Raw genomic sequence first — 12,589 nt, 5'->3', positions numbered from 1 at the left:
TTGTCGGAACGGGCCTTGGTCGTCAGAACTATTCCTTCGGCCGCTCGATGCGGATGACCTGCGGCTCGCCGACGAGATAACCCTCGGTCTTGATCGCGGCGACCGCCTTGCGCACCGAGTCCTCCATCGTCGCATGGGTGACGAGGATGATCGTCTGATGATGGGCCGGCGCCAGATGCTGCGTCGCGCGCTGCATGATGGATTCCAGCGAGATGTGGTTTTCCGCCATACGAGTAGCAACGCTCGCGAAAACGCCGGTGCGGTCGAGAACGGTCATGCGGATGAAATAGCCGCCCTCGTGGCTCTGCATCTGCGCCTTGCGATAGGGCTCCAGCGCTTTGGCGGGATGGTGGAGGGCCGGCACACGTTGCGCACCGGGCTGGCTCTTGGCGATATCGGCAATATCACCGAGCACTGACGAAGCCGTTGCATTGCCACCGGCACCGGGACCGACCATCAGCAGTTCGCCGAGAATGTCCGATTCAATCGCAACTGCATTGGTGACACCGTCGACCTGAGCGATGACCGATTCGAGCGGCACCATAGTCGGATGAACGCGCTGTTCGATGCCGGTCTCGGTGCGCTGAGCCACACCGAGCAGCTTGATGCGATAGCCGAGCTCGGCGGCAGCACGGATGTCCTCGATGGAGACATTGGTGATCCCCTCGAGATAGATGTCGTCGGCCGCAATGCGGTTGCCGAAGGCAAGCGTCGTCAGGATAGCGAGCTTATGCGCGGTGTCGTTGCCTTCGATGTCGAAGGCAGGATCGGCTTCGGCGTAACCAAGACGCTGTGCTTCCTTCAGGCAATCGGCAAAGGACAGGCCCTCTTTCTCCATCCGGGTCAAGATGTAGTTGCAGGTGCCGTTCATGATGCCGTAAACGCGCGAGATCGTATTGCCGGTCAGGGATTCACGCAGTGCCTTGATAACGGGAATGCCACCGGCGACCGCCGCTTCGAAGTTGAGCAGCGCGCCCTTCTCCTCGGCGATCTCTGCCAGTTCGACGCCATGATAGGCAAGCAGCGCCTTGTTGGCGGTGACCACATGCAGGCCACGCGCAAGGGCGGCGCGCACGGCGGCGTTGGCCGCCCCCTCTGCACCACCGATCAACTCGACGAAGACGTCGATATCGGCCTTCTGCGCCAGGTCGACCGGGCCGCCGAACCATTCGATGCCGGCAAGATCGATGCCGCGATCCTTGGTACGATCGCGAGCGGTGACTGCGACAATCTGGACGGGGCGGCCGCAGGTAACGGCAAGCTCGTTGGCGCGGCTCTGAATGATGCGGACAAGTGAGGCACCAACCGTGCCCAAGCCCGCAATGCCGATTTTGAGGGCATCTGCCATGAGAAATTCCTGATCAATGTCTTGGGACACGGCAGCCGCGAAAACGGCTGCCGTGAAAAATTACGAGCGATGGGCGTTCAGTGAAATCACATTATGCATGGTCTCATCCGCGGTGGAGAGGAAGCGCTTCAAATTGCGCGCCGCCTGGCGGATGCGATGCTCATTCTCGACAAGCGCAATACGAACATAATCGTCGCCCTGCTCGCCGAAACCGATGCCGGGCGCCACCGCGATATCAGCCTTCTCGACCAAAAGCTTCGAGAACTCCAGCGAACCGAGATGGCGGAATTTTTCCGGGATCTTAGCCCAGGCAAACATGGTCGCTGCCGGCGGCGGCACATCGAAACCAGCCTTGCCGAAGCTTTCGACCAGCACGTCGCGGCGACGCTTATAGATGTTGCGGACTTCCGCGATATCGGAGCCGTCGCCGTTCAGCGCATGCGTCGCCGCCACCTGGATCGGCGTGAAGGCACCGTAATCGAGGTAGGATTTGACACGCGTCAACGCCGCGATCAGGCGCTCGTTGCCAACGGCGAAGCCCATGCGCCAGCCGGGCATGGAGAAGGTCTTCGACATCGAGGTGAACTCGACGGTGACATCCATTGCGCCCGGAATTTCCAGAACGGAGGGCGGCGGGTCATCGTTGAAGTAGATTTCCGAATAGGCGAGATCCGACAGCACGATGATGTCGTGCTTCTTCGCGAAGGCGATAACCTCTTTGTAGAAATCCAGCGTCGCGACATAGGCAGTCGGGTTCGACGGGTAATTCAGAATCAGCGCCAGCGGCTTCGGGATCGAATGGCGCACGGCGCGTTCCAGCGGCGGGAAGAAACTGTCGTCCGGCTCGACCTGCATCGAGCGGATAACGCCGCCCGCCATCAGGAAGCCGAAGGCATGGATCGGATAGGTCGGGTTCGGGCAAAGGATAACGTCGCCCGGCGCCGTGATCGCCTGCGCCATATTGGCGAAGCCTTCCTTGGAGCCGAGGGTGGCGACCACCTGCGTATCCGGATTGAGCTTGACGCCGAAGCGGCGAGCGTAATAGGCCGCCTGCGCACGGCGCAGACCAGGAATGCCCTTGGAAGAGGAATAACGATGCGTGCGCGGGTCCTGGACCACTTCGCACAGCTTGTCGACGATTGCCTTGGGGTCGGAAGGTCCGGATTGCCCATGCCGAGGTCGATAATGTCCGCCCCGCCCGCTCGCGCGCTCGCTTTCAAACGATTGACCTGTTCGAAAACGTAGGGCGGCAAACGCCGGACTTTATGAAACTCTTCCATTTCTTTCCCCATGGGACAGCGGCCCTCACAACCGCAATGAAGTTCGTCGATCTCCCGGTCAGCCGCGATACGAACTCCGGAATCGCGGCGCCGCAACTATAGTGACGCGAAGGATACGGTGAATCTTTGACGGTGACAGACGCAAAGCGTTTTCAACCCAGGAAGAAACATCGAAATTCAGCCTGTCTGAACGCTTTGCGTCCAAATCGGCTGAAACGCAAGGCTAATTCTGCGTCGGTGCGGGCGTCTGGCTGGGCTCAGCGCTCTGTTGATGAATTTGCGACAGCGTGTCCTGGCCGTGCTCGGCCGCGAGCTTGCGCATTTCGGCGACGCGTTTCTGATATTCGGCCTCCGAAATCGTGCCATCCTTGCGCTGTGTACCGAGCGCCGTCAGTTGCTTGACGAGATCTGCCGCCTGCTGGTCGTTGATCTGGACATTCGCCGCCGTGGGAGGAGCGTTGAAGGATGGATAACCGTCCTTGTAGTGCTGCTGCGTGTTGCCTTCGTCGACCGGCTTGCCCGCAGCCGATTTGACGACCACAGCCTGCGGCGGTTGCTGCCTTTTTGCAAAGGCCGCTTTTTCCTCGGGTGTCGAGCAGCCAGCTAGCGCCAGTGCAATAATGCCGCACAAAGCACCGCAGAGTACGGAATACCGGTTGAGTCTTGCCACCATGCCGCCGCCCATATTGTCGTCCTGCCCTGTTCCTTGCCGTGGGTTGCGACTGTTAAATTTGTCGCAGCGGCAAAGCAAGAGCAGGGATGCGTTTCATTCGACTTGTATTCCTTTTCCGGCAAGATGTACAAATGGAAAACAAAAGAGAGCTGCCGCCGGGAGGATGATGCGTGACCGACAGCAAGCGGGATAAAAGTGAAGGCAACGGCGCCTTTCCCGGCTTCGATCCGAAGTCGGTCGAGGCTTACATTGTCAAAGACCCCGAGGCGATGGCCGTGAACTTTGCCCGTGCTCTGGAAAATCTCGGCAAAGCGGCATCTGCCTGGCTCGCCCCGCGCGAGCGCGGTGAGAAGATCGACACCGTCGCCGATCCGATAACCGACATAGTGAAGACGCTCTCCAAGGTCGGCGAATACTGGCTTTCCGATCCGCGCCGGACATTGGAGGCGCAGACTTACCTGCTATCCGGCTATTTCGGCCTGTGGACAAAAACCATGCAGCGTCTCAGCGGCGATTCGGCTGCTGAACCCGAAGCTGAGCCGGTCAAGGACAAGCGCTTCGCCGATGAGGACTGGCAAAAGAATCCCTTCTTCGATTTCCTGCGCCAAACCTATCTCCTGACCTCCGGCTGGGCGGAGAAGCTGGTCACTGACGCCGAAGGATTGGACGAGCACACGCGCCACAAGGCCGCTTTCTACACCAAGCAGATCACCGCGGCGCTTTCACCGGCCAATTTCGTTGCGACCAACCCGCAGCTCTACCGCGAGACCGTAGCTTCTAATGCGGAAAACCTGGTGCGCGGCATGAAGATCTTCGCCGAGGACATGAGCGCCGGCCACGGCGAATTGCGGCTGCGCCAGACCGACATGACGAAATTCGCCGTAGGGCGGGACATGGCGCTGACGCCCGGCAAGGTGATCGCGCAAAGCGACGTCTGCCAGGTCATTCAATACGAGGCAGCGACAGACAAGGTTTTGAAGCGGCCGCTGCTGATCTGCCCGCCCTGGATCAACAAGTTCTATATTCTCGATCTCAACCCGCAGAAATCCTTCATCAAATGGTGTGTCGAACAGGGGCATACCGTCTTCGTCATCTCCTGGGTGAACCCGGACAAGCGCCATGCGGCCAAGGACTGGACATCCTATGCCCGTGAAGGCATCGATTTCGCGTTGGAGACGATCGAGAAGGCGACCGGCGAAAAGGAAGTCAACGCCGTTGGCTATTGCGTTGGCGGCACGCTGTTGGCTGCGACACTTGCCCTGCATGCCAAGGAAAAGAACAAGCGCATCCGCACGGTAACCTTCCTGACGACGCAAGTCGATTTCACCTTTGCCGGCGATCTCAAGGTCTTCGTCGACGAGGAGCAGATCGCGGCACTCGAAGAGCAGATGAACGCGCTCGGCTATCTCGAGGGTTCGAAGATGGCGACCGCCTTCAATATGCTGCGCGCCTCGGAACTGATCTGGCCCTATTTCGTCAACAACTATCTGAAGGGCCAGGAACCCCTGCCCTTTGATCTGCTGTTCTGGAACGCCGATTCCACACGAATGGCCGCCGCCAACCACTCTTTTTATCTGCGCAATTGCTATCTCGACAATGCGCTCAGCCAGGGCAAGATGATGCTCGACGGCAAGAAACTGTCGCTGAAGGACGTCAAGATACCCGTCTATAATCTGGCGACACGCGAGGACCATATTGCGCCGGCCAAATCCGTCTTCGTCGGCAGCCAGTTCTTCGGCGGTCCGGTAGAATTCGTGGTGACGGGGTCCGGCCACATCGCCGGCGTCGTCAACCCGCCGGGCAAGCACAAATACCAGTTCTGGACCGGCGGCCCCGTCAAGGGCGACTACGATCGATGGCTGGTGGAGGCCAAGGAGACGCCCGGCTCGTGGTGGCCTCACTGGCATGATTGGATCAAGAGCCACGACAGTCGCATGGTTCCCGCCCGCAAGCCCGGCGGCGCGGCGCTGAACGCCCTTGAGGAAGCGCCTGGCAGCTTCGTGATGGAGCGCGCCTGAGCGGCGATCGTCCATGCTGTTCAATCCGCCCCTCGTCCCCGCACGGCTGATCGCCCGCTACAAGCGCTTCCTCTTCGATGCCGAACTGGAAAGTGGCGAGATCATCACCGGTTCCTGCCCGAATACCGGCTCGATGCAGGGCCTGACGGCACCGGGTTCGCGAATCTGGCTTTCCGAACATGATGGCCACAAGCGCAAATATCGTCACGTCTTCGAATTGATCGAGGCCGACGGTACCACGGTCGGGGTCAATACTGCGATGCCGAACCGGCTGGCGGCGGAGGCAATCGCTCTCAGCCAGGTTTCCGACCTCGGCGACTACACGAGCGTGCGGCGCGAACAGAACTACGGCCGCAATTCCCGCATCGACCTGCTCTTGACCGATCCCTTGAGGACAACCACCTATGTCGAAGTCAAGAATGTGCATTTCATGCGCCAGCCGGGCCTTGCCGAATTTCCTGATACGGTCACAGCCCGCGGTGCCAAGCATCTGGAAGAACTGGGCGATATGGCGGAAGCGGGATACCGTGCCGTCATGCTGTACGTGATCCAGCGGCACGATTGCCAGCGCTTTCGCATCTGCGCCGATCTTGATAGGGTTTACGCGACTGCTTTCGAGCGAGCGTTGAAACGCGGTGTTGAAGTCTACGCTTTGAAATGCAGGGTTTCGCCGACGGAAATAACGCCCGCGGGGTTGATCCCGATAGACGAACCCGGCATAGCTGCATTAAATAACAGTATAAAGATTTCTGCTGAAGGCTAGTCATGGTGAATTACATCGAAGCGGCAACGGCGCCGTCGAAAAATACGGGCGCCATCCGCCTCTACGGACCGGATGCTTTCGCAGGAATGCGCAAGGCGTGCCAATTGACCGCCCGTTGCCTCGACGAACTGGCTGATATCGTCGGGCCTGGTGTACCGACCGATGTCATCGATCGCTTCGTCTTCGAATTCGGCATGGATCACGGCGCCTACCCGGCGACACTGAACTATCGCGGCTACATGAAATCGTCGTGCACCTCGATCAACCACGTCGTCTGTCACGGCATTCCCAATGACAAGCCGCTGCGCGACGGTGACATCGTCAACATCGATGTGACCTACGTGCTCGACGGCTGGCATGGCGATTCCAGCCGCATGTATCCCGTAGGCGAGATCAAGCGCTCGGCGGAGCGGCTGCTGGAAGTGACCTATGAATCGCTGATGCGCGGTATTGCCGCCGTGCGTCCAGGTGCTAGGACCGGGGCCATCGGCGAGGCGATCCAGACCTATGCCGAAGCGGAGCGTTGCTCCGTCGTGCGGGACTTCTGCGGCCATGGCGTCGGAAGCCTGTTCCATGATTCACCGAACATCCTGCATTACGGGCGTGCCAGCGAAGGCCCGGAACTGCGCGAAGGGATGATCTTCACCATCGAGCCGATGATCAACCTTGGAAGACCGCATGTGAAAGTGCTCGGCGACGGCTGGACGGCGGTCACGCGCGACCGCTCGCTGTCGGCACAATACGAACATACCGTCGGCGTCACGGCCACGGGCTGCGAGATTTTCACCCTGTCGCCCGGCGGCCTCGACCGCCCCGGCCTGCCGCCGTTGCAGGGGTAATTGATGGCGAAACACCCCGCTTCTTCCTCCGGACATGGCGACATGCCCATCGATAGCGGCGGGGCAACGGATGGTCCTGAAGACGCTCCGCTTTTCGACGAGCGGCTGTTTTTCGCCCATCAATCCACCAAGACCGCTCCACGCGACAAACCGGCGAAATTGCCGAGCACGCCGACCAATGCCGAGGCTCACTATCACGGCCACCGGGAACGCCTTCGCAATCGTTATCGCGATGGCGGCGACACGGCGCTTGCCGACTATGAAATCCTCGAACTCTTGCTCTTTCGTCTAATCCCCCGCCGCGATACCAAGCCGATCGCCAAGGCGCTGCTTGCCCGTTTCGGCACGCTCGGCGGCGTCTTCGGCGCGCCGGCCAACCTGCTGCAGGAAATCAGCGGGGTCGGCGAAGCAGTGGCTCTCGATCTGAAGCTGGTGGCGACCGTCGCGCAACGCATGCTGAAAAGCGAGCTCAGCGGTAAACCGGTGCTCTCCTCGTGGAAAGCGCTGATCGATTATTGCCATACCGCCATGGCGCACGAGACGCGCGAACAGTTTCGCATCCTGTTTCTCGATAAGCGCAATGCCCTGATCGCCGACGAGGTGCAGGGTTTGGGCACCGTCGACCATACGCCGGTCTATCCGCGCGAAGTAGTCAGACGAGCCCTCGAACTCTCGGCCACGGCCGTTATTCTCGTGCACAACCACCCCTCCGGGGATCCCACTCCCTCGCGCGCCGATATCGATATGACGAAGACGATCATCGACACGGCCGGTCCTTTGGGCATCACCGTTCACGATCATATTATCATCGGCAAGAACGGCCACGTCAGCTTCAGGGCGCTGCAGCTCATTTAAATGCGCCATCCCAGATGGAGCGACACATTAGAATATTATTATATCAACCTGTTCTTTATCGCATTATTTGCCGCGGGTAGAGATTTCGATTGTCGATATCTCGATATTTTCAACCTTAGGTAACACGCTCCACTTTTCAGGTATTTGTCAGGATGTTCTGACAGAAGGACGCCGCCTCCACATCGGCGCATTTGCCGGCGGAAGCCGTTGTTTTGTTTGCGCCTTATCTGCTCGAGGTTCGGCGTGTGCGGAGACCACATGCCGAAGACATCATCACCGCTTTCTCATCAACTGCGCCGCATCTGCCGCAGCATGCTCCTAGCGTTCACTCCCTTTGCGTTGATCGCCGGCGGCTTCTACGCGCACATGCTCTGGACGACGAATTTCCATCCCGTCATCGCCGGCGAGCTCTACCGCTCTTCCCAGCCATCGGCTGCGACGATCGCCGAACTGCAGAAGAAATACGGCATCAAGACCATCATCAATCTGCGCGGCGACAACAGCGGCCGCAGTTGGTATGACAACGAAGTCGCCCAGGCGAAGGAACTCAATATCAACCACATCGACTTCAAGATGTCCGCCAATCACGAACTGCCCCAGGCGCGGGCAGCCCAGCTCGTCGAAATCATGCGCGACGCACCGAAGCCGTTGCTGATCCATTGCCAGGCAGGCGCTGATCGCACCGGGCTTGCCTCAGCCCTCTATCTCGCGGCTATCGCCAAAACCGGCGAAGCGACCGCGGAAGGTCAGATGTCGATCATGTACGGACATCTGCCGCTTTCCTTCACCGGCGCCTATGCCATGGACCGGACTTTTGAAAAGCTGGAGCCCTGGCTCGGCCTTTCCAGCTCCTGATCATTTCCTGTTAGATAATCTGTAACATTGAGCGGCTACCGGTTGACGGACGGCATGTTGCGTTGCGACATTGATTCTTAATCTATCACCCGAGGCTTCCTGATGGACCAATTCGATCTCATAGTCGTGGGCAGCGGCCCTGCAGGACGCAGAGGCGCCATTCAGGCCGCCAAGCTCGGCAAGAGGGTGCTTGTGATCGAGCAGGGCAAGCGGGTCGGCGGCGTATCCGTGCACACCGGCACAATTCCGTCAAAGACGCTGCGTGAAACCGCGCTCAACCTCTCCGGCTGGCGCGAACGCGGCTTCTACGGTCGCGCCTACCGCGTCAAACAGGAAATCAGCGCCGAGGATCTGCGCCGCCGCCTGTTGATCACCCTCGACCATGAGGTCGAAGTGCTCGAGCATCAGTTCGCCCGCAACCGCGTGCACCACATACGCGGCAAGGCGAGCTTCGTCGATCCGCAGACGATGCAGGTCATCAAGGATGATGGCGAGATCGTCCATGTCACGGGCGCCAGCATTCTGCTCGCGGTCGGCACCAAACCCTTTCGCCCCGATTACATGCCCTTCGACGGCAAGACCGTTCTCGACAGCGACGAATTGCTGGAAATCGGGGATCTGCCGCGTTCGATGGTCGTCATCGGCGCCGGCGTCATCGGCATCGAATATGCGACGATCTTCAGTTCGCTCGACACGCAGGTGACATTGATCGACCCGAAATCGACGATGCTCGACTTCATCGACAAGGAAATCGTCGAGGATTTCATCTACCAGCTTCGCGACCGCAACATGAAGCTCCTGTTGGGACAAAAGGCCGAGAAGGTCGTCCGGGAGAACGGCAAGGTGGAACTGCTGCTGGACAATGGCCGCCGCATCGTCACTGATATGGTGCTGTTTGCGGCCGGCCGCATGGGCGCGACCGATACGCTCAATTTGGCCGCCGCCGGTCTCGAAGCCGACAATCGCGGCCGCCTCAGCGTCAATCCCGAAACCTTTGCCACCAATGTCCCCCATATCTTTGCGGCCGGCGACGTCGTCGGTTTTCCGAGCCTCGCTTCGACCTCGATGGAACAGGGCCGAATCGCTGCCCGCGTCGCTGTCGGCGCCATCGCCAAGGAGCCGCCGAAATACTTCCCCTACGGCATCTATGCCGTCCCGGAAATCTCCACCTGCGGCCTGTCCGAGGAAGAGGTTAAGGAACGCCACATTCCCTACGAATGCGGCATCGCCCGTTTCCGCGAGACGTCTCGCGGCCATATCATGGGCCTCGACACCGGCCTCTTGAAGATGATCTTCTCGCTGAAGACCCGCCGCCTGCTTGGCGTCCACATCGTCGGCGAAGGTGCAACCGAACTCGTCCATATCGGCCAAGCGGTGTTGAACCTCAAAGGCACGGTCGAATATTTCGTCGAGAACACCTTCAACTACCCGACGCTCGCCGAAGCCTACAAAATTGCCGGCCTGGATGCGTGGAATCGCATGGGCGATATCAAGTCGGAGATTTGAGCAGCTTGTGGAATAGTCCCCTCTCCCGGTCCAATCGGAGCGAGGATGCCCTACTTTCCGATGATTTGCGGCAAATGCCAATAATGGCCACCTTCGGAGCGAAGTTAGATCTGTGTGGTCAGCGCCAGCAGCCACTTTGGCATGACATCCTGCAATGCAGTTTGAATAATCCGGTCAGTGCCTGTGAGTGTCATCGCTCCTGCAAGGATGAGTAGGACACCTAGGGTCAGCTTTAGGCCGCCCGCCGATCGCGCCACATGCCCACGCCATCGAACAAGAGCCTCGCGGGAAACCAAGCCCAGGACGACAAGTGGCACCGCAGCGCCTATGCCGAAGGCAAGCATGGTCACGGTCACCGCCGTCAGGTTTTCGCCCCTTGCGGCCATTACGGAGGCGGCGCCAAGCGTCGGCCCGACGCAAGGCGTCCAGACGGCGCCGAGCAAAAGGCCGACGCCGAACTGGCCACCGATCCCCGCAGTGGGCGATCCCCGGAAGCGGCTCTGAGCCCAGTCGCTGAAGGGACCCGTGGCGGTCGCAAAACCCGCCTGCAGCGGAGGCAGAACAAGTATGGCTCCGGTGACGATGAGCAGGACCGCGGACAGGATCCTGAACAGCGTCATGTCCAACCCGATGGAAAACCCGATCGTCGCCACGAAAATGCCGATGGCAGTGAAGGATATGGCCAGCCCTGCCGCCAGCGCCAGAGGTGCTGCTCGATGTTCTGCCGCAGCGGCCGCCATGACGACAGGCACCAGCGGCAGGACGCACGGCGACATGATCGATAGGATACCAGCCAGGAAGGCGAGCGCGGTCATTACAGCGCCTTGCGCAGAAAAGCTTTGATCTCAGCGGGGTCGGTGACGCCAACGCTTCTGTCGATTTCCTTGCCATTCTTGAAGAGCACCATCGTGCTCTGGCTCTGGACGCGAAGTTGTCGCAGCACGTTTTTCTGGGTGTCGAAATCGACATCGAATTTCTTCATCGACGCGAAATCACCCTTGCCGACTAGCTTTGCAACCACGGGCTTCTGCGCCTGACAGGTCTCGCACCACGTCGCGGTGACATGTACGAGGACCGGCACGCCGGCGGAGGCAGCCTCATCGAAGCCGGGAATGCCGATCCCGGCTGCATGGCCGCCGGAAGCCGCGGTCATTGAGAGGATGAGGGCAGACAAGGTCGAGATGAATTGACGACGGTTCATTGGGCGTTCTCCAACTGTCTTTGGATGATGGGTGGTGCGAAGCGGTCGAACAGCATGTGGGCTGCATCGCCGGCCTCTTCAGGTGCGGTTATCACGAGCACTACGGCATTCCCGCGTTCCCTCAGATCGAAAGTCAGGAATGCGCAGCATTGAGTTTCCTTGCGAACCAGATCCCGCAGTTGCGCCTGGGCCGCCGGCAAGTAGGTCAGTTCGATTGAGAGCGACTGCCTTGAGACCCTTTGCAGGTATCGAGACGCGATGTTCTGTATCTCGGCGGTCCGCGCTTTGAAATCTGTCGCGTCCAATGTGCAGGCGATGAGTGGCATTTGGGCATTCGTAGTTGTACCCGTGCCGCAGCCGCATGAACTGGCGGTCGGCAGGGTCATGGTGCCACTCCCGGCCGCAGCTTCTTTCCGCCGTCTTGAGTGAAGAAGCATCAGGCCGAGGGGCAGGACCGCCGCCAGGGCCAAAGGAAAACCAATTGTTCCCGTGCCTGCCGCTATACCTGCCCCCACGGCTGACAGCAGCGGGATTGCGCAACAAGCGGCGCAGGCAAGCGCACCCACGCCCGCAAGTTTCGTCGTATTGTCCATTCTCCGACCTCCCGAAATCGTGACTAGTGGAAGCCTACTCCCTCAAGTAACTTTAAGGTCAAGGAGCGGCATCGACATGAATCTTCACAAGCCCGTGTTCAGCATTGGGGCGTTGGCAAAGGCCTCGGATGTAACCGCGCCAACGATCAGGTTCTATGAAGAGATCGGTCTGCTGCCGAAAGCGCGGCGTTCGGCTGCAGGACAGCGCTATTATGAAAACAGCGACCTATCTCGGCTCACCTTCATCAAGCAGTGCCGAGACTTTGGGTTCGGTATCGAGCAGGTTCGCGTCCTTCTTGATTTGTCTATCAGCGGCGAGCGGGATTGCACCGAAACGCGCGACATCGCGCAGGCGCATCTGGACGAAGTACGGACAAAGCTTGAGGAACTACGGATCCTGGAAAAGCGTCTTGCTGATTTCGTGCAGCGCTGTAACGACGCCTGCGCCGGCGGGCCTGGAGCAGGATGCGTCATTTTAAAAGACCTTGCGGGGCAAAGCACGTCGTCCTGCTGCGGCCGCTGACCCGACAATAATGAGGCACTGATCTCTGATGACCGCTTGTGGCGGAATGCGCTACCGGCATGGCTGATGGTTTCTGCTGCCGAATTCCACAAATTCCCGACGTCTGCGCCAACAAAAAAGGCCCCGCCGCGAACG

The 12,589-nt window shown here is 59.6% G+C and carries 12 protein-coding genes and 1 pseudogene; 7 read left to right on the top strand and 6 right to left on the bottom strand.

The features are described 5' to 3' along the window. Positions 1-28: 28 nt before the first annotated feature. The 3 genes and pseudogenes from CCGE525_RS09525 to CCGE525_RS09515 form a co-directional block, all read right to left on the bottom strand. Positions 29-1,348 (bottom strand): homoserine dehydrogenase, encoded by a 1,320-nt coding sequence (locus CCGE525_RS09525; RefSeq protein ID WP_120704045.1) that lies wholly within the window; start codon positions 1,346-1,348, stop codon positions 29-31. A gap of 60 nt (positions 1,349-1,408) precedes the next feature. After that, positions 1,409-2,628: pseudogene (locus CCGE525_RS09520) on the bottom strand (LL-diaminopimelate aminotransferase). A 223-nt stretch (positions 2,629-2,851) separates the two neighbouring features. Then, complete coding sequence (locus CCGE525_RS09515; RefSeq protein ID WP_120704044.1) at positions 2,852-3,313, bottom strand: hypothetical protein; 462 nt, start codon at positions 3,311-3,313, stop codon at positions 2,852-2,854. A 158-nt stretch (positions 3,314-3,471) separates the two neighbouring features. Between CCGE525_RS09515 and CCGE525_RS09510 the strand changes: the two genes are divergently transcribed. The 6 genes from CCGE525_RS09510 to sthA all read left to right on the top strand — a co-directional run bounded on the left by CCGE525_RS09510 (position 3,472) and on the right by sthA (position 10,137). Beyond that, positions 3,472-5,319, top strand: a complete 1,848-nt coding sequence (locus tag CCGE525_RS09510; RefSeq protein WP_120704043.1) for a PHA/PHB synthase family protein — start codon at positions 3,472-3,474, stop codon at positions 5,317-5,319. A gap of 13 nt (positions 5,320-5,332) precedes the next feature. Continuing rightward, positions 5,333-6,082, top strand: a complete 750-nt coding sequence (gene sfsA / locus CCGE525_RS09505) for a DNA/RNA nuclease SfsA (protein WP_120704042.1) — start codon at positions 5,333-5,335, stop codon at positions 6,080-6,082. A gap of 2 nt (positions 6,083-6,084) precedes the next feature. Beyond that, positions 6,085-6,921, top strand: a complete 837-nt coding sequence (map, locus tag CCGE525_RS09500; RefSeq protein WP_120704041.1) for a type I methionyl aminopeptidase — start codon at positions 6,085-6,087, stop codon at positions 6,919-6,921. A gap of 42 nt (positions 6,922-6,963) precedes the next feature. Continuing rightward, positions 6,964-7,776 (top strand): RadC family protein, encoded by an 813-nt coding sequence (radC, locus tag CCGE525_RS09495; protein WP_120704040.1) that lies wholly within the window; start codon positions 6,964-6,966, stop codon positions 7,774-7,776. Between the two features lie 258 nt (positions 7,777-8,034). Next, complete coding sequence (locus CCGE525_RS09490; RefSeq protein WP_120704039.1) at positions 8,035-8,631, top strand: dual specificity protein phosphatase family protein; 597 nt, start codon at positions 8,035-8,037, stop codon at positions 8,629-8,631. Between the two features lie 102 nt (positions 8,632-8,733). Then, positions 8,734-10,137 (top strand): Si-specific NAD(P)(+) transhydrogenase, encoded by a 1,404-nt coding sequence (sthA, locus tag CCGE525_RS09485; protein WP_120704038.1) that lies wholly within the window; start codon positions 8,734-8,736, stop codon positions 10,135-10,137. Positions 10,138-10,241: 104 nt separating this feature from the next. On the opposite strand, the gene CCGE525_RS09480 is transcribed toward sthA, so the two are convergent. The 3 genes from CCGE525_RS09480 to CCGE525_RS38935 are packed head-to-tail and all read right to left on the bottom strand — an operon-like array spanning position 10,242 to position 11,931. Further along, on the bottom strand, positions 10,242-10,952 hold the full coding sequence (locus CCGE525_RS09480; protein ID WP_120704037.1) for a cytochrome c biogenesis CcdA family protein: 711 nt from the start codon (positions 10,950-10,952) through the stop codon (positions 10,242-10,244). Then, positions 10,952-11,338 carry a thioredoxin family protein gene (locus tag CCGE525_RS09475; RefSeq protein WP_120704036.1) on the bottom strand — a complete coding sequence of 129 codons (387 nt, stop codon included), beginning with the start codon at positions 11,336-11,338 and terminating at the stop codon, positions 10,952-10,954. The genes CCGE525_RS09480 and CCGE525_RS09475 overlap by 1 nt, the downstream gene beginning before the upstream one ends. Further along, positions 11,335-11,931, bottom strand: coding sequence for a hypothetical protein (locus CCGE525_RS38935; protein ID WP_245472115.1), 597 nt, complete (start codon positions 11,929-11,931; stop codon positions 11,335-11,337). The genes CCGE525_RS09475 and CCGE525_RS38935 overlap by 4 nt, the downstream gene beginning before the upstream one ends. A 76-nt stretch (positions 11,932-12,007) precedes the next feature. Here CCGE525_RS38935 and CCGE525_RS09465 point away from each other — a divergent pair, with 76 nt between their 5' ends. Beyond that, the gene (locus tag CCGE525_RS09465) at positions 12,008-12,454 is read left to right on the top strand and encodes a MerR family transcriptional regulator (RefSeq protein WP_120704035.1); all 447 of its coding nucleotides are present in this window, start codon (positions 12,008-12,010) and stop codon (positions 12,452-12,454) included. Positions 12,455-12,589 lie beyond the last annotated feature (135 nt).

The sequence above is a fragment of the Rhizobium jaguaris genome (assembly GCF_003627755.1).
In the GTDB taxonomy this organism is placed as follows: domain Bacteria; phylum Pseudomonadota; class Alphaproteobacteria; order Rhizobiales; family Rhizobiaceae; genus Rhizobium; species Rhizobium jaguaris.
This window is presented reverse-complemented; position numbering and strand designations above follow the sequence as displayed.

Excerpts from the sequence above, each read along its gene's own strand:
- CCGE525_RS09525 (WP_120704045.1), bottom strand. The coding sequence starts at position 1,348 with ATGGCAGATGCCCTCAAAATCGGCATTGCGGGCTTGGGCACGGTTGGT.
- CCGE525_RS09515 (WP_120704044.1), bottom strand. The coding sequence starts at position 3,313 with ATGGGCGGCGGCATGGTGGCAAGACTCAACCGGTATTCCGTACTCTGC.
- sfsA (WP_120704042.1), top strand. The coding sequence starts at position 5,333 with ATGCTGTTCAATCCGCCCCTCGTCCCCGCACGGCTGATCGCCCGCTAC.
- map (WP_120704041.1), top strand. The coding sequence starts at position 6,085 with ATGGTGAATTACATCGAAGCGGCAACGGCGCCGTCGAAAAATACGGGC.
- radC (WP_120704040.1), top strand. The coding sequence starts at position 6,964 with ATGCCCATCGATAGCGGCGGGGCAACGGATGGTCCTGAAGACGCTCCG.
- CCGE525_RS09490 (WP_120704039.1), top strand. The coding sequence starts at position 8,035 with ATGCCGAAGACATCATCACCGCTTTCTCATCAACTGCGCCGCATCTGC.
- sthA (WP_120704038.1), top strand. The coding sequence starts at position 8,734 with ATGGACCAATTCGATCTCATAGTCGTGGGCAGCGGCCCTGCAGGACGC.
- CCGE525_RS09480 (WP_120704037.1), bottom strand. The coding sequence starts at position 10,952 with ATGACCGCGCTCGCCTTCCTGGCTGGTATCCTATCGATCATGTCGCCG.
- CCGE525_RS09475 (WP_120704036.1), bottom strand. The coding sequence starts at position 11,338 with ATGAACCGTCGTCAATTCATCTCGACCTTGTCTGCCCTCATCCTCTCA.
- CCGE525_RS38935 (WP_245472115.1), bottom strand. The coding sequence starts at position 11,931 with ATGGACAATACGACGAAACTTGCGGGCGTGGGTGCGCTTGCCTGCGCC.
- CCGE525_RS09465 (WP_120704035.1), top strand. The coding sequence starts at position 12,008 with ATGAATCTTCACAAGCCCGTGTTCAGCATTGGGGCGTTGGCAAAGGCC.